At 72.0% G+C, this 16,539-nt stretch carries 14 protein-coding genes; 5 read left to right on the top strand and 9 right to left on the bottom strand.

The annotated features are described in order from the left end of the window. Window positions 1–2 precede the first annotated feature (2 nt). The 9 genes from EJ913_RS11535 to EJ913_RS11490 all read right to left on the bottom strand — a co-directional run bounded on the left by EJ913_RS11535 (window position 3) and on the right by EJ913_RS11490 (window position 9,317). Window positions 3–374 (bottom strand): hypothetical protein, encoded by a 372-nt coding sequence (locus EJ913_RS11535; RefSeq protein WP_126997968.1) that lies wholly within the window; start codon window positions 372–374, stop codon window positions 3–5. A gap of 20 nt (window positions 375–394) precedes the next feature. Beyond that, window positions 395–1,576 (bottom strand): type II secretion system F family protein, encoded by a 1,182-nt coding sequence (locus EJ913_RS11530; protein ID WP_126997882.1) that lies wholly within the window; start codon window positions 1,574–1,576, stop codon window positions 395–397. Window positions 1,577–1,598: 22 nt separating this feature from the next. After that, window positions 1,599–3,107, bottom strand: a complete 1,509-nt coding sequence (locus tag EJ913_RS11525) for a type II secretion system protein GspD (RefSeq protein ID WP_126997881.1) — start codon at window positions 3,105–3,107, stop codon at window positions 1,599–1,601. Continuing rightward, complete coding sequence (locus tag EJ913_RS11520; protein WP_185909754.1) at window positions 3,095–3,565, bottom strand: hypothetical protein; 471 nt, start codon at window positions 3,563–3,565, stop codon at window positions 3,095–3,097. The genes EJ913_RS11525 and EJ913_RS11520 overlap by 13 nt, the downstream gene beginning before the upstream one ends. Before the next feature lie 347 nt (window positions 3,566–3,912). Next, window positions 3,913–4,635 (bottom strand): hypothetical protein, encoded by a 723-nt coding sequence (locus EJ913_RS11510; protein ID WP_244939322.1) that lies wholly within the window; start codon window positions 4,633–4,635, stop codon window positions 3,913–3,915. Window positions 4,636–4,803: 168 nt separating this feature from the next. Further along, complete coding sequence (locus tag EJ913_RS11505; protein ID WP_126997877.1) at window positions 4,804–5,259, bottom strand: hypothetical protein; 456 nt, start codon at window positions 5,257–5,259, stop codon at window positions 4,804–4,806. A 10-nt stretch (window positions 5,260–5,269) separates the two neighbouring features. Further along, window positions 5,270–6,826: a GspE/PulE family protein gene (locus tag EJ913_RS11500; RefSeq protein ID WP_126997875.1), complete on the bottom strand. Its 1,557-nt coding sequence runs from the start codon at window positions 6,824–6,826 to the stop codon at window positions 5,270–5,272. Beyond that, window positions 6,814–8,481, bottom strand: a complete 1,668-nt coding sequence (locus tag EJ913_RS11495; RefSeq protein WP_126997873.1) for a hypothetical protein — start codon at window positions 8,479–8,481, stop codon at window positions 6,814–6,816. Before EJ913_RS11495 ends, EJ913_RS11500 begins: the two co-directional genes overlap by 13 nt. Window positions 8,482–8,654: 173 nt before the next feature. Then, on the bottom strand, window positions 8,655–9,317 hold the full coding sequence (locus EJ913_RS11490) for a hypothetical protein (protein ID WP_126997871.1): 663 nt from the start codon (window positions 9,315–9,317) through the stop codon (window positions 8,655–8,657). 384 nt (window positions 9,318–9,701) lie between these two features. Between EJ913_RS11490 and EJ913_RS11485 the strand changes: the two genes are divergently transcribed. The 5 genes from EJ913_RS11485 to EJ913_RS11465 all read left to right on the top strand — a co-directional run bounded on the left by EJ913_RS11485 (window position 9,702) and on the right by EJ913_RS11465 (window position 16,496). After that, entirely contained in the window at window positions 9,702–10,700 is a 999-nt protein-coding gene (locus EJ913_RS11485) for an ABC transporter substrate-binding protein (RefSeq protein WP_126997869.1), read from the top strand. A gap of 7 nt (window positions 10,701–10,707) precedes the next feature. Continuing rightward, entirely contained in the window at window positions 10,708–11,532 is an 825-nt protein-coding gene (locus tag EJ913_RS11480; protein WP_126997867.1) for an ABC transporter permease, read from the top strand. 161 nt (window positions 11,533–11,693) lie between these two features. Further along, window positions 11,694–13,949, top strand: a complete 2,256-nt coding sequence (locus EJ913_RS11475) for a TonB-dependent receptor family protein (RefSeq protein WP_126997865.1) — start codon at window positions 11,694–11,696, stop codon at window positions 13,947–13,949. A gap of 562 nt (window positions 13,950–14,511) precedes the next feature. Next, window positions 14,512–15,285, top strand: a complete 774-nt coding sequence (locus EJ913_RS11470; protein ID WP_126997863.1) for an ABC transporter ATP-binding protein — start codon at window positions 14,512–14,514, stop codon at window positions 15,283–15,285. Further along, window positions 15,282–16,496: an NnrS family protein gene (locus EJ913_RS11465; protein ID WP_126997861.1), complete on the top strand. Its 1,215-nt coding sequence runs from the start codon at window positions 15,282–15,284 to the stop codon at window positions 16,494–16,496. Before EJ913_RS11470 ends, EJ913_RS11465 begins: the two co-directional genes overlap by 4 nt. Window positions 16,497–16,539 lie beyond the last annotated feature (43 nt).

Raw genomic sequence — 16,539 nt, 5'->3', positions numbered from 1 at the left:
AGTCAGGAGCCCGCGCGCCGCAGTTCCATCCGCATGGCGACCTTGCCGTCGGCGCCGCAGCCCTTGCCCATGCAGAAATAGGCCATCTCCATCCCCGGACAGAAGGCCAGCAGGCCCGAGGCGTCGGTCAGCGCGGTGCGCTGGTCGGCCGTGTCCGGCACCGCGAGGATCAGCCCCTCGGCGGTCGGCGCCACCGCGCCGCCGATCCGGCGGGCGGCGGCGAAACAGGCCGCCTCCGCCTGCCCGCCGCCCTCGGCGACCGCATCGGCCAACAACAGGCCGCGGACATGCAGGGCCACCCCGGCGCCGCCGAAGAGCGCGCCCAGGACCAGCAGGGCGATGCAGGTGACGCGGAGTGTGCCGGGTTCGAACATGGCGGACAAAATGGCAGGCTCTAGAAGGGCTGTCGTGCGATTTGTTCGGAAAGCTGGAGGATCGGGATGATGGTCAGGCCGAACAGCACGATGCCGGCGACGCTCACCACCAGCACCGACAGCCCGCGCAGGACCGGCTCCGTCACCGCCACCGCGTGGAGGTAGAGGTCGCGGTGCTGCTCGGCCAACGCCGCGAGGCTCTGCGCCAGCTCGACCCGGTTCTCGGCGGCGGCCAGCGCGGCGCGGTCGGTGCCGTGCACGCCGCGCATCGCGTCGGTCCAGGGCTGGCCCAGGGTGATCGCCCGCGTCGCCGCGTCGAGGTCGGCGCGCAGCGCGCCCGGCGGAGCACCCTCGGCGGTCAGCCGCAGCGCGCGGTCGATCGGCACGCCGCCGCCGACCAGCAGGGCCAACTCGCGGAAGGTGACGTGGTTCTGCACGCCCAGCGCCAGATCGCGGTAGAACGGCACGCCCAGGATCAGCCGGTCGATCCGTCGCGGCGCCAGCCGCCGGCCGGCGGTGGCGAGCCCGGCCAGAAGCGCCACGACGGCCAGCAGCACCGCGACCAGCCCGGTCGTCAGGTCGGACAGCAGATAGACCCAGCCGACGTCGACCTCCTGCCCCGCCCGCTTGAACACGTCGGTGTCGAGCAGCAGCGGCGTCAGGAAGACCGAGGTTCCGACCATCACCGCCCCCGCCATCACCGCGTAGAGCACGGCGAGCATCAGGCCGGACCGGAACTCCTGCCGGGCGCCGGCGATCTGGCGTTCGAAATTGGCGGCGCTGCGCAACGCCGCCGAGGTGCCCTCGCCGAAACCGCCGGCGCGGACCAGCGCCACCAGATTGGGCGGGAAGTCGCGCGGCAGGCGCTGCATCGCGGCCGCCAGATCGTCGCCCAGCTCGACCGCGTCGGCCATCCGCTCCGCCGTGCGCCGGATGCGCCCGCGAAAGGCGGCGGCGATGCGGCGCAGCGCCTCCGCCAGCCCGACGCGGGAATCCAGCATCGCCGCCAGCCGGATGAACAGGATGTGCCGCTCGTTGCGGTCGAGCGGGCGGCCCCAGCCGCCGATCCTCCGGCGCCGCCGCACGGCCAGGATGCGGCCCCGGCCACTCAGGGAATCGCGGGCGGCCGGCGCGCTGGCGGCCTCGACCTCCACGCTGCGCACGCGTCCGTCGGCGATCAGCCGGACCTCGAACCACGCCATGGCGGGGCGGCCCCCTTTTCCGTCAGTTCGCCGTTTCGCGGAAGACGGTCACGGTCGGCCGCAGGATCAGGAACAGGGCGTCCTTGTTGATGTCCTGCGCCCGCTTGCCGATGCCCTCCTCGATCACGCCGCGCGTCGCCGTCGGCTGGTTGCCGCTGAAGCCCCGGCTGTCGGTCTGCAGGCCGCCCAGCACGACGGTGCTGCCGGCGACCACCCGGACGATGTCGTTCAACGCCTGCTCCTGCGTCACCGGCTGGGTCAGGATGCCCACCTGGTTGCCGGCGTTCAGGTCGCGGAACTCGATCAGGTTGTTCAGCAGCAGGTTGAGGTCGACGGTGACGATCCGGGTGTCGGCGTCGTAATGCGGCGTCAGCTTGATGGTCAGGCCGGTCTGCACCGTCCCGGTCTGCGCCGACCCGACGACGCCCGGCGCGTTCAGGTTGGTGGCGGAGTTGCCGGCGGTGGACGCGACGCCCAGCCCGCTGACGGCGGTGACGCCGACGCCGGTCACGTAGGGGATGGTCTGGCCGCTGCGCAGCGTCACCTCGGCGCCGGACAGGGTGTGGACCTCGACGTTCTGGCGGGTGTCGGTGTTGCCGAACTTCGACAGGAAGGCGATGGCGCCGGCGACGTTGAAGGCGCCGCTGACCCCCAGCAGGGTGGCGGGCTTGACGACGTCGAAGGACAGCGGCTGTTGGGCGGTCGCGCTCACGACCGACCCGTTGCTCGTGACGACCGTGCCGGTCGAGGTGGTTGTCGTCGTGCCGTTCGACAGCCGGTTGAATTGCAGGGCCAGCGCGTTCCAGTCGAAGCCGCTGGCCGACTGGTCGGTCAGGCCCAGGCTGACGACCGCGAGTTGGATGCGCACCATCGCCATGTTGCGGTGCAGGCGGTCGACGTAGGGCTGGATCACCTCGCGGTAGACCGTCGGCGAGGCGGAGAAGACGACCTGCCCGCCGCGCAGCGACTGCGTGATGTCGGTGGCGCCCAGCGTCTTCAGGTCGCTCATCACCGAATCGATGACCGCCTGGTTCTGCGGGACGGTGAAGGCGAAGCGGTCGCGGTTGCTGAGGAACAGCGTCCCGTTCTGCCACCAGGCGACCACCCCCATGCCGGTCTCCAGCACGCCGGCCAGATCGGTGAAGCTGCCCGAGAAGGACTGCATCGGCAGCGTCTGCCGCAGCATGGCCGGGCCGTCGGTGCCCTCGAAGCGGGTCGCCACCGGCACGCCGGAATAGGCCATCATGCTGGACAGCCGCTCCAGCGTGTTCTCGCCGGACGGGAAGCTGACGGAGATGCGCCGCGCGGCGAGGCTCGCCGGCAGGGATTCGCGCAGGGAGTGGGCCACCAGCATGCCGCGGCTGACCGGCACCTCGGTCACCGCCGGGGAGGGATCCTGGGTCAGCGTCTGCCGGGCCTGGGCCACCACCGTTTCGCGCGGCGGCAGGTTGCCCACCTCCGGCAACGAACAGGCCGACAGCCCGAGAACGGCGAAAGCCGTGGAGAGCCGGAAGCGGGTCAGCGCGCGCATGAGGAGGGTCCGCCGGGTGACGCCGGGAAGGCGCGCGGATCGATCAGGAAGGGCGTTCCCGAGCGGTCCTGGAAGAAGGCGCGGCCGTCGAGGCAGCCGACGAAGGTGGCGCCGGCCGGGACCAGCTCGGCGCCGTTCAGGTTGGGCAGCGGAGGCAGGCGGGGGGCGTTGCCGCCGGGGCCGGTCGGCGGCCTTCCGGAGGCCGCGCCGCCGGTCGCCGCCATGCGGCGGGCCATCGCGTCGTCCACCGCGCGGGGCAGTGCGCCGTCGCGGGCCTTGCCGTCGAAGGCGTCGATCACCGTCTTGGCCAAGCGCTCCTCCAGACCGGAGACGGCGTTGTCGATGCGCTGCTGAATCCGGGCCTCCAGATGGTCCTGGCGTTCCTTGGGCGACAGGAAGGGGCTTTCCTCCGCCGTGGCCACCGCCAGGGGGGACGCGATGAGAAGCGCGGCGGCCATGCACGCCCGCAGCCTCCGCCGGATCATCGCACCGGCCCTCCGCTCGTCCATCGCATCCGCCCGCACAGCCTGACCATCGGCGGCAGTTAGCCAGAGAATTCGTAAAGCAATGGTGATTGGGGCGCGGTGGAGTGATCGGGGAACGAGTCTCTCCGCTGGAAGGGAGCCCTTCTCCCCTTGCGGGGCGAATCCCGGAGGACGCCAAAGGCGTCCGATGGGTTCGCGGGTTGGGATGAGGGGTATTTCGCCGAAGGCGGAAAGGTTTGCGGCCCCCTCACCCCAACCCCTCTCCCTCAAGGGGAGAGGGGCTTCAAGGACTGGCTTTATGACGCGGTCGTTTGCAGCGTTCATCTTGCCGTCGCGGTCTCGATGGTCCAGCGGCCGTCGCGGAATTCCAGCTTGCTGACGTAGCTGTCCGGCCCGATGGTCGCCAGCGCCTTTTCCCATTGGCGGTGCGGCATCTGGTCCACCGTCAGCAACTGCGGGCGCGGCACGCGGTGGGGCGACCAGTAATACAGCCCGCCCCCCGTGGTCAGCAGGCCGAGCCCGGCGGCGAAGCCGACCGCCGACAGCGCCAGGGGCACCGACACCGGGGTGGAGACCCGCCGCATGCGCCGCGTCGGCCGGATGGTGCGCAGCCGCACCTGGTCGGGCGTCACCCAGGGCGGAATCACCAGCCCATAGGCGCGTCCGTCGACCTTGGCGGTCGGCCGCATCGCCGCCATCTGGAGCTGGACCTGCCGGCTCTTCGCCTCCGGCAGCAACCCGCCGACCGGCCGGCCGTTGCGCACCGTCAGTTCGAACACCCGGCGGCCGGACGGCACCAGCGCGATGCCGCCGGGGTTGGCGTCCAGTTCGGTCACGAGGTCGGGCAGGAAGGATCGGCCGGGGCCGCCCTCGTGAACCTCGTAGAGATAGCCCGTCCACAGCGGCTCGACGGCGTACCAGCAGCGCTCGGAGGTCTTGAGGGTGCGCCGGGCAAAGGACCGCGCGTAGGCCAGCGCGTCGCGGCGCTCGACGCCCTCCAGGAAGCCGTACAGAACATTGGCCGCGAGCCCGCTGTCGCCCAAGAAAGACCCTGCCTTTCGATCCCGCTCCCCAAAAAGGGGTAGCCCGCGTCCGCCGACAATACTCCGAACAGCCGAGTATTGGCAGCTGTTTATGGCGGGGTCCAGGCCCCGGTCAACAGCAAAAGCCGGGACAACGGCCGGGCTTCCGCTGTTCCGATCCTTGTCAACTCACGGCGTCGTTCTCTGCATCCACAAGGTGGCGGCGATGGTACCTTCCGGCGGCCCGCCGGCGCCGCCGCAGCTCCGCGTCACGTCGTAGAGCCCCTGCGGCCGGCGCGTGGCCAACGCGGTCAGCGCCTGTTTCACCGGATCCCGTGACAGCGGCCCGGACAGGCAGAACCACACCCCCGCCGCCTCGACCCCGTAGGACCAGGACAGCCCCGCCACGGCGGCCGGCGGGCTGCCATAGGCGGGGAACAGCGCCGCCTGCCACGCCTCGGCGGCGGGGGCGGTCGCCCCGCCGGCCTGCCGGCTGCGGAAGGCGCTTTCGAGCGTCGAGAAACCGGCGTCGGCCTGGGAGGCGAGGCGGGTGCCCGTCGCGGCGTTGGGGTTGACGTACTGGATGCCGCCCGCCACCGCCATGGCCATCAGCGCGACCGCGAGCACCGCCTGGATGATGTTCATTGGCGGGGCTTCATTGGCGCGGAGACTTCGGCGCCGGTTTCACCGGCGGTTGCGGCACCGGCATGCGCGGCTCCATGCCCGACGCCTCGCTGCCGAAGACCCGGCGCAACTCCGCCGCCGTGGTCAGGCCGGCGTGGAACTTGGCGACGGCGTCGTCGAACAGGGTGGGCCAATTCCGCCCGCCCTTGGCGGCGGCGACCACGGCGGCGGAATCGTCGAAGACCGCGCATTCGCTGATCGCGGTCCGCCCGGCATAGCCGCCGCCGCCGCAGGCGGGGCAGCCGGCGCCATGGCAGTCCTGGCAGGTGGTGCGGATCAGCGACTGCACCATGACGCCACGCAGCAGGCCCTTGATGTCGTGGGGGGGCACGCCCAGATGGCGCAGCCGGTCGATGGCGCCGTTGACCGAGCCGGTGTGCAGCGTGGTCAGCACCATGTGGCCGGTGTCGGCGGCGCGGACGGCGATCTGCGCCGTCTCCTCGTCGCGCACCTCGCCCAGCACGATCACGTCGGGGTCGGCGCGCATGAAGGTGCGGACAACGCGGGCGAAGTCGAGCTTCACCGCCGGGTTGACGTTGACTTGGCCCGTGTAGGCCATGCGGTATTCCACCGGATCCTCGATGCTGTAGATCGCCCGGCCCAGCCGGTCCATCTCGCGCACGGTGGCGGTCAGGGTGGTGGATTTGCCCGACCCCGTCGGGCCGCAGACCAGACAGAGCCCATGCCGGCGGTCGACGCTGCGCCGCCACTCGGCCACCCGGCTCAGGCCCAGCGTGTCGAGGTTGGGCTGCACCCGCTCGGCGTCGAGCAGGCGCAGCACGATGATCTCGCCGTCCACCGAGGGCACGGTGGTGACGCGCAGATCGACCGGCCGCCCCTGGTGCTCGACCTCGAAGCGGCCCTCCTGCGGCAGCCGCCGCTCGGCCAGATCCATGCCCGAGCGGTCCTTGATGCGGGCGGCCATGGTCGCTGCCGGGGCCGCCGCCGTCTCGTCCATCAGCCGGCGGATGCCGTCCACGCGCAGGAAGACGCTGCAGGTCTTGCGGCGCGGGACGATGTGGATGTCCGACGCCCCGGCCTCGATCGCGCGGGCGACCAGCTGTCCGACCGGGTCGCCGTCCTCCTCCCCGTTCTGGCTGCGGCGGACGCGGTCGAGGAACTCGTCGTACTGGTCGGGGACGAAGGCGCTGAACTGGATCGCCTTGCCGGGGTAGTAGGCGGCGATCACCCGCTCCGCCACCGATTCCTCGTGCAGCGTGGCGACCTGGACGGTCTCGGCGTTGAGGCCGGTGACGATGATCGCGTGGCGCTCCAGCAGGGGCAGCGGGATCGGCGTGCCGCCCATGGCGGTCGGCGTTTCCAGCGCCGTCTCGTGGCTGACCTGGGCCTCGTTGAGGTCGGCGCGGGCGAGGAAACCGTTGCGCACCAGGATGGCGCCCAGCGATTCGCCGGTCACCCGCTGCTCGGCCAGCGCCGCGTCGAGGATGCCGCGCGTCACCAGCCCCTTGCGCAGCAGATAGCCGGCCAGTTCCTCGCGGAACGCCGACGAGGGTTTCAGGACCGGCATGTCCAGCTCGCGCGGTTGGCGATGGCGGCGGCGGCCGGGACGCCCGCCAAAGGGGCGCCTCCTACGGCGCTTCCCCCGGCGATCAGGCGGCTGGCCTCGCTCTGGGTGGCCGGCTGGGCGAACAGGGCGCCCTGCGCGCAGCGGCCGCCCGGCGCCGACCAGACCTGGCTGTTGGGATCGGCGATGGCGTGCGACCCGCCGAGGTCGAGGACCCCGGCGCTACCCGGCCGCGCCGCCGGACCGCCGATGACCGAGGCTTTCATCTCCAGTTGACCGTTCTCCACCACCACCCCGAAGGGCGTCCCGTTGTCCATGGCGACGTCGGTGCGGTCGAGGATGGCCTGCCCACCGCCGCTGCGCATCGCCGCCATCGGCAACCCCCGGCCACGGACCTGAAGGAGCGGTCGCCGGGTCTCCGCCGTGAAGGTGACGGCGGCGCCCAGCGTGGAGACCAGCGCGCTGCGCCCGGCGCCGACCGTCGCGTCCACCACCGCGTCGCGGAACAGCGCGCTGCCGCCGTCCACCAGCACCCCGTCGCCGCCGGGCGCCGACAGCGCCAACCGCCCGCCGGCCACGTCCAGCCGCGCGTGCGCCACCCGCAGGGCGGCGATCCGGCCGGTGACGATGGCGTTGTTGCCGGCGAAGGTCAGCTGCGTGCCGGGCAGCGCCTCCACCGGCATCTCGAAGGCGACGTTCTCGACCCGCGCGTCGGTCGGCAGGCGCAGGGCCATGTCGGGCGGAGTCGTCGCCAGCACCACGCCCGCGCTCTCCCCCTTCAGCACCAGCCGCAGCGCCCGCCCGCCGCCGCCCGGCGGATCGGCGGCCAGCGCCTGGACCAGCGCCGCCGGGATTTCGTGGCGGCCGGGGGCCAGCCGCAGCACCATGGTCGCCGGCCGGGTCGCCTGCCAGTGGCCGAGCGCCGCCGTCAGCGCCATGGCGTCCGCCGGAGTCGTGCCGCTGGCGTCGCCCAGCGCGGCCGGCGCCACGTAGCGGGTGACCGTCGCCGAGGCGGCCAGCGCCGCCAGATCGGCCGAGGCGCCACGGGTGACGGCGACGGCGCTGCCCTCGGCGGCGGCGATCTGGCCGTCCTTGAAGCTCAGGGTGGCGCAGTCGGGCAAGGCGGTGGAGCCGATGGCCGGCGCCACGATGGCCGCCACCACCCCGGCGCGGGCCAGCTCCGCCGGGGCGGCGGGGGCGGCGGCGACGTAGGCCCGGCCGCCGCTCGCGGCCCCCGCCGGCCACGCGGCGGTGCGCGTCTGCGCCGCCGCGCGGTCGGCCGAGGGCGCGAAGACGCAATAGCCGTAGACGGCGCCCCACGGCGTCCGGGTGCCGGGCAGCAGCCAGCGCGGCAGGGTGCCCGCCGGCTGCGCGGCCTCCGCCTTGGCGGGCGCCTTGGTGTTCGATGCTTGCGTCTTGGCGGCCTGCCTTCCAGCCGGCTGCACCGGTGGATCCTCGGGGGCCGGCGGGCTGGCGACCCCGTCGTTGTCGAGCGTGCGCAGGTTGGCCTCCACCAGGGCGGCGAGCCGGTGCATCTCGGCGGCGCTGCGCTGGGCCTGGCTGACGCGGTTGGAGGCGTCGACCATGGTGTAGGCGGTGTATCCGGTGGTCGCCACCAGCGAAATGGCCATGATCGTCATCAGGATCAGCGAGGTCATGGCGCGAATCGTCCCTGCGGCGGAAGCCTGTCGGCGCGCACTCTACCCCGTTGGGGGGCGTGGAACCAATCCTGGCGGCAATGGTGCGCCCGCATCAAATAGGCGACCGCCGGAAACGCGATCGCCCCGGCCGCAAGGACCGGGGCGATGGCGTCGGACGTCGATGGCGTCGCTTAGAACTTGTAGTAGGCCACGTATTTGTTGGCGTCGCCCGCAGCGCCGGCAACGTTGTTCAGCGTCAGACCGGTCGCCGTGGTCATCTGGACGCAGCCGAACTTATAGCCGGTGAAGGCCGCGATGAAGTTGGCCTGACTCGCCGCCAACAGGTTCAGGCCGGTGCCGGGCACCGCCAGCGTGCCAGTGGCGGTGATCTGGCCACCGGCGCGGGCGATTTCCGTGCACTGCGACAGGGCGGTGCTGGCCAGCACCAGGAAAACGCCGCCGTTGGCGAAGTTGGTGTTTCCGGTCAGGCCGCTCGCCGTGGCGGGGTTCGTGAGGTCGAGCGCGATGGTGGTGGTGGCGCCGCCTCCCCAGGTGGAGGCGATTGTGGGTGCCGTCGGCACGGCGGCGAGGAAGCCGGTGTTGATGAGGTCCGTTTGCGTCGCCGCACCGCTCATGGTCGGAAAGGTTGCGCCGGCTGCGCCGAACGTGGTCGTGTTGCCGTTGGAGGCGTAGAGCGTCCAGGCCGCGTCGACCTGCGACAGCGACTGGACGATGCCGACGGCGGCGGCCTTCGGGCCTGCGGTCGTGAACGCCGAGCCGACATAGAACACACCTGCGGCGCCCATCACGGCCGTGAGGGCGACGGAAATGATGACGGTCAAAATATTGAACATATGAGCCTCTTAAAATGTCGGCACGCCGTTTTCCCGGCTGGGCGCAGAAAGGCTCCGCCCCCGGATCGCCCGGAGACTTTTTGGAGTCTGATCATCCTGATTCCCACGATTGACGATTTCAGTGGAAAACCATTTATGAGTCGTTAATTTCGAATTGCCGCTAATTTAGGCTCGAATGCCGGAATGGAGATTTCCAAGGAAAGCGGACAATCGCCGGACAGTTTGCGCTCGCACAAAAAGCCCGCCGCCGGGCCATGATCTTCTGACGGCGGTCGTGTGCGGGTCGCCGCGCGCGACGGGTTTCCACCCGCAAGCGTCGTCCAGCCAGCCAGAGAGCCAGCGAGGAAACGCGCGCCCGCGTCCCCTTGCCGCACAGGTCCGCCCATGCCCCGCCTCACCCGCCGCGCCACGCTCGCGGGCCTCGCCGCCGCCCTGACGCTTCCCGCCTTCCGGACATCGTCGTCAGCCACGGTAAGAGCGGCGCCCTTGCCCGAGCTGACCCTGTGGGGGCCGCCGGCCGGCCCCTCGATCACGCTGGTCCACGCCATTGCCTCGGGCCTGACGCGGCCGGTCGCCGACAAGGTCGTCTTCAAGGCGTGGCGCACCCCCGACGAGCTGCGCGCCGGCCTGACGTCGGGCACCATGCAGGCCTTCGTGCTGCCGACCCAGTCCGCCGCCAACCTGTTCAACAAGGGGCTGGGCGTCCGGCTGGTCAACGTGATGACCAACGGGCTGCTCCATCTGCTGTCGGCCGACCCGTCGCTGACCTCGGTCGCCGCGCTGAAGGGCCGCTCGGTCGCGGTGCCCTTCCGCAACGACACGCCCGAGCTGGTGTTCCGCCGCCTGCTGGCGGCGGAGCGGCTGACGCCCGACGCAGACGTCGGCCTCCAGTTCGCCGGCACGCCGATGGAGGCGATCCAGCTTCTCCTCACCGGCCGGGCCGACGCCGCCCTGCTGCCCGAGCCGGCGGCCTCGGCCGCCATCCTGCGCGCGGGCCAAGCGGGCAAGACGGTCACGCGCGTCCTCGACATCCAGAAGGCCTGGGGCGCCGCCACCGGCCTCGGCACGGTCCTGCCGCAGGCCGGGCTCGGCGTCACCGGTGCTTTCCTGGCCGATCACGCCCCCGCCGTCGAGGCGCTGCACGCCGCGCTGGCCGCCGCGACCGCCTCGGTCAACGCCGACCCGGCGCGGGCGGCCAGCGACGCGGCTGCGCCGCTCAGCCTGCCCTGGCCGGTGATCGAGCAGGCGATCCCCCATTCCAACCTCGTCGCGCTCCGCGCCGTCTCCGCGCGGGAGTCGCTGGAATCCCTGTTCCGCGCGGTGTCGGAGTTCGATCCCAAGATCATCGGCGGGGCGCTGCCCGCGCCAGACTTCTACCTTTAGGCGCGGCATGACGACGGTGATCGTGAGGGTGGTTCTCGACCGGCTGGGCCGGGTCGGGCAGTTCCTGTGGTCGGGCTGGGCCGGGCTGGCCGGGCTGGCGCTGTTCGCCGCGCTCTGGCAGGCCGGGCATGAGCGCTACGGCGACTTCATCCTGCCCGCCCCGCTGGCGACGCTGTCCGCCGGGCTGACCATCGCCGCCGACCCCGCCGCCTGGGCGCTGGCCGGGCAGACCACGCTGCGCGCGGTCGAGGGCTTCGCGCTGGCGGGGACCGTCGGCGCGCTCGGCGGCCTGGCCGCCGGCTATTCGGCGGCGACGATGCGGCTGGCCCGTCCGATCCTGACCCTGCTGCTGGGCGTGCCGCCCATCGCCTGGATCGTGCTGGCGATGATCTGGTTCGGCTCCACCGACGGGACCATCATCACCACGGTGCTGGTCGCCGCCACCCCCGTGGTGTTCGTCGGCGTCGCCGAGGGCGCCGTCACCCGCGACCGGGGGCTGGACGACATGGCCCGCGCCTTCGGCGCCGGCCCGCTCGCCCGGCTGACCACGCTGGGCCTGCGCCACGTCGCCGCCTTCCTGTTCCCGGCGCTGACGGTGGCGCTCGGCTCGGCGTTCAAGGTGGCGGTGATGGCGGAGCTTCTCGCCAACACCGGCGGCATCGGCGGGGCGCTGGCGACCGCCCGCGCCAACCTGGACGTCGCCGAGGCGCTGGCCTGGGTGCTGATCGCGGTGGCCGGGCTGATCCTGGTCGAATACACGCTGGTCCACCCGATCCGCTCCGAGTTCGAGCGCTGGCGCAACGCCGCCCGCCCCTGGGGCGTCAAGCGATGACCGCGCCCGCTTCGCGGCCGGTGGAAAAATCGACGGTGTACCCTTCTTTTCCGTCCCGGACTTGACCCCGGACAAACAGGACGCCGGAAAGACCGATAGAGTGCGGGTGACTATCATTCGCAAAAATATCGGCGAACGGCCGTTTCGGGGGACCAACCATCATGACACCACGGGGACAGGCCACCACCACCCGCGACACCACCCTCCTGCTGGCCGGTCTGGCCGTAGCCGGTCTGGCCGCCGCGACGCCGGACCCGGCCCGCGCCCAGTCGGCCGCGCCGGGGGCCGCCGTCCTGCTCGACGCCGTCACCGTCGAGGGCCGCGGCGACGGCGCCGAGGCGACCGCCCGCAAGCGGCTGGAGGCGATCCCCGGCGGCACCGCCCTGGTGGTGGACGAGGATCTGGCGGGCAAGGCCAACGTCACCGTCTCCGACGCGCTGGCCGGGGTGCCGGGCGTCGTGGTGCAGAACTTCTTCGGCGGCAACGACCAGCCGCGCATCCAAATTCGCGGCTCCGGGCTTCAGCAGAACCCGGTGGAGCGCGGCATCCTGGCCCTGCAGAACGGCCTGCCGCTGAACCGGGCCGACGGCTCCTACATCGTCGGGCTGGCCAACCCGCGCCAAGCGGAACTCACCGAGATCTATCGCGGCTACACCGCCAACCGGCTGGGCGCCAGCGTGCTGGGTGGGGCGATCAATTTCGTCTCCCCCACCGGGTCGTCGGCGCCGGGCGTCCGGTTGGGCGTCGAGGGCGGCAGCTTCGGGCAGCTCAACACCACCGCGCAGGCCGGCGGCCGGGCCGGAAACCTCGACGGGCTGATCCAGTTCCAGCGCAGCCGGCGCGACGGCTTCCGCGATTACAACAGCTCCGAGCGCACCGGATTCGACGCCAACGTCGGCGCCACCCTGTCGGACACCGTCAGCACCCGCTTCTTCGCCGGCTACACCGACCTGCCCTTCGACGTCGCCGGCCCGCTGACCCGCCAGCTTCTGAACGCGCGCCCGGAATCGGTCTTCACCGGCCCCACCCTGGTCAACGGCGTCGCCACCAATCCGGGACCGAACGTCGTCCGCGACCGGCCGCAGCGCGAGGCCAGGCAGTTCCGCGTCGGCAACCGCACCACGGCCACCTTCGGGTCGCATCTGCTCGACGTGGCGCTGGGCTACACCCACACCGACGACCGCTTCCGCTTCCCGGTCTCGTCCGGCATCCGCAAGACCGAGGGCGGCGACGTGACCGCCGTGGCGCGCTACGCTTACAACCCCGATTCCAACCAGCCCCTGCCGCTGTTCGAGACGACCGTGCGCTACGTGATCGGCTCGGCCGACCGCGAGGACTACCTGAACGTCGCCGGCAGCCAGGGCGCCCTGTTCGGGCGCAGCCGAATGGACGCCAGCACGCTGGCGCTGCACAGCGGCTTCAACGTGCCGCTGGGCGCCGGAGTCACCCTGTCCCCGGCGGTGACGATCACCCACGCCACGCGCGAGAACGACGACACCTTCGGTGCGGCGCGGCGGCCGACCATCGCCTTCAACCCGGCCAACCCGCGCGTGGCGCTGCCGGCCGGCTCGATCCCGACGGTCGGCACCGGCTACGACCGCGACTACACCGGAGTCAGCCCCAGCCTGGGCGCGACCTGGAAGCCGCACCCAGACCACACCCTCTTCGCCGCCGTCAGCCGCAACTTCGAGCCGCCGACCCACGACGACCTGATCGCCACGATCAACGGCACGCCCAACAGCAGCGCCGGGCGCCCCAACCCGGCCCAACCCGCCTTCATCTCCGCCGCCTACCGCACGCCCGACCTGAAGGCGCAGACGGCGACCACCGTCGAAGCCGGTTGGCGCGGCCGTCTGGGCGTCGTCGCGGTCGACGCCGGGACCTACTATTCCTGGGTCAAGAACGAGTTGCTGAGCCTGCGCGACGTCACCGGCGTCTCGCTGGGCGCGGTGAACGCCGACCAGACACGGCATTTCGGCGTCGATCTCGGGCTGACGGCCAACCTGACCGACAGGCTGAGCGGCCGGCTCGCCTACACCTTCCAGGATTTCCGCTTCCACGACGACCCGGTGCGCGGCGGCAACCGGCTGGCCGGCGCGCCGCGCCACGTGATCAACGCCTCGGCGCGCTACGACGTGACGCCCGCGCTGTCGGTGCAGGCGGAGGTCGACTGGTACCCCGGCAAGACCCCCGTGGACAACATGAACACCGTCCACACCAGCGGCTACGCCACCGTGGACCTGCGCACCACCTACGCCGTCACCGAGCGCGTCAGCGTCTACGGCGAGGCGCGCAACATCTTCGACAAGACCTACGCCTCCTCGACGCTGATCGTCGATCAGGCCTCGGCCACCCAGGCGGTCTACCTGCCGGGCGACGGCCGGGCCTTCTACGCCGGTTTGAAGGTGAACTTCTGAGAGTCCTGACGGAACGGAGAATCCCCCCTCTCCCCTGAGGAGAGGGCAATCGCCTATGACGGCAACAAAGCCCTCTCCCGTCCCGGGAGAGGGAGGGGACCCGCAAAGCGGGGAGGGTGAGGGGCTATCGGGCGTGGTACTTAGTCCATGTTCCGATAGCCCCTCACCCTTCCCACCGCTGCGCGGCGGGCCCCGAGGTCGCTCGCAAGCCTCGCGACCGCGCTTCGCCTATGATCGCCTTCGGCGTTCATCCGGCCTGCGGCCGTCGGCTTCACGCCCTCTCCCGGGGCGGGAGAGGGAGACAATTCGCCGAAACGTCCCATGTTTAAGAACAAATTCCTATATCATGACATCAACCGTTCCCGCCCTCTACGGAGCCCCGCCATGCCCCCCGACACGCCCATCCTTCCGGCCCCGGCCCGGCGCATGAGCCGATGGAACATGGAACGCAACCCGGAACACTGTTCCACGGTGTTTCAAACGTTCCAAACGTTCCACTCCCCGTCCCGCGCGGACGCCTCCCCGCCGAACACGCACCCAGCCTGATGAAAGCCTCCCCGCCATGACCCAGGACCCGACCCACGCCGCCCCCTCCCTGACGCTGTCCGGCGTCGGCCACGCCTATCTCGGGCGCACGGTGCTCGACGCGGTCGAGCTGACGCTGGCGGTGGGCGAGGTGGCGGCGCTCGTCGGACCGTCGGGCTGCGGCAAGAGCACGCTGGCCCACATCGCCGCCGGGGTGGTGGAACCGTCGCGCGGCCGGGTCGCGCGCGGCTACCGCCGCCACGGCATGGTGTTCCAGGACCCGCGCCTGCTGCCCTGGGCGACGGCGCGCGCCAACATCGCCTACCCGCTGCGCCTTCACGGACTGCCCCGCCGGGAACGGCGGGAGCGGGCGGAGGAGGCCGCCCGGCGGGTGGCGCTCGACCCCGCCGACCTCGACAAGTTCCCCATCGAGCTGTCGGGCGGCATGCGCCAGCGCGCGGCCATCGCGCGGGCGCTGGCGATCGACCCCGACTTCGTCTATTTCGACGAGCCCTTCACCGCGCTCGACGTGGCCTTGAAGCGCCGCATGCAGGATCTGGTGATCGAGGCGGCGCGCGCGGCGCGCTTCGGCGCCCTGTTCATCACCCACGACCTGATGGAGGCGGTCCGCATCGCCCACCGCGTCGTGGTGATGGACGTGCACGGGCGCGGCATCGCCGGCTCGCGCGCCGTTCCGGGCGAACCGGGCGGGCGCGACGACGGCGCCCTCTACCGGCTGGTCGCCGGCTTCCTCGCCGACGATCCGCTGTTCCGCCACATCCACGACGTCGACGAAAGGCGGACCCCATGACGGCCCTGACCCTCGGCAAACCCGCCCCGACCCTCTTCGCCATCCTCGGCGACGAGGGGCTGCGGCTGTTCTTCCCGCTGGCGGCGCTGCACGCCGCGCTGTGGCCGGTTTTGTGGGCGGTGGTCAACGGCTTCGCCCTGCCCGGCGACGGCGCGATCCCGCCGGGTCTGTGGCACGCGCACGAGATGCTGTTCGGATCCTTCGGCGCGGCGGTGATCGGCTTCATCACCACGGCGATCCCGGAATGGACCGACACGAAGCGGCTCCAGGGCCGCCCCCTGTTCGCGCTGGCCGCGCTGTGGGGAATCGGGCGGCTCGCCGGGCTGATCGGCGCCGACGGATCGGCCATGGTCGCGACCGTCGCCGACACCGCGTGGCTCGCCGCCCTGCCCCTCTACGTCGCGGCGGTGGCGTGGCGCAAGCGCACCACTAGGCTGTCCGGCGTGCTGCTGTGGCTGACCGCGCTGGCGGTGGCCGGGACCGTGGTCCACGCCGCCTTCGTCCTCGGCGCCGTGGAGCTGGCGCAGGCCGGGCTGCACGCCGCCGGTCTGGTGCTGCTCGGCCTGCTGGGCCTCGTGCTGGCGCGCATCGCGGTGCCCGTCACCAACCTCGTCCTCGATCCCGGCGAGACCAGCTCGCCCTACCGGCCGCACCCCGGCCGGATCAATCTGGCGCCCGGTCTGGTCGCCGTCGCGCTGATCGGCGAGATCGCCGGGGTGTCGCCGGCGGTGGGCGCCTGGCTGACCATCGCCGCCGGAGCCGCCTTCCTCGACCGGGTCGCCGAATCCTTCATCGGCCGTTCCTTCTTCCGCGCCGAGATCCTGGCGCTGGCCGGGTCGAGCCTGCTGGCGGGAAGCGGTCTGCTGCTGGTCGGCGCCGCGCGGCTGGGCGCGCCCTTCCCCGAGACGCCGGCCCTGCATCTGGCGCTGATGGGGGGCTTGGGCCTCGGCGTGCTGGCGGTCTTCGCCATCGCCGGGCTGTTCCACACCGGCCGCAGCCTCCCCCTGCCGGGCGCGGCGCGGGCGGCGCTCCTTCTGCTGGTCGCGGCGGCGCTGCTGCGGGTCCTGCCGGAGCTGGGCGTCCTGCCGCCGCTGCCCGGATCGCCGCACGCGCTGGCGGCGCTGGCCTGGGCGGCGGCCTTCCTGCTCTGGCTCAAGACCTATTGGCCGTACCTGTCGAGGCCCCGTGTGGCCGAGGCCGATGTTTGTTGACTCTTCACAATGCCGACCCAAAGCGACGACCGCGAAAGGCAAG

It is taken from the genome of Azospirillum doebereinerae, assembly GCF_003989665.1.
In the GTDB taxonomy this organism is placed as follows: domain Bacteria; phylum Pseudomonadota; class Alphaproteobacteria; order Azospirillales; family Azospirillaceae; genus Azospirillum; species Azospirillum doebereinerae.
Note: the sequence above shows the minus strand (reverse complement) of the source record. Positions and strands in the feature narration are given on the sequence as shown.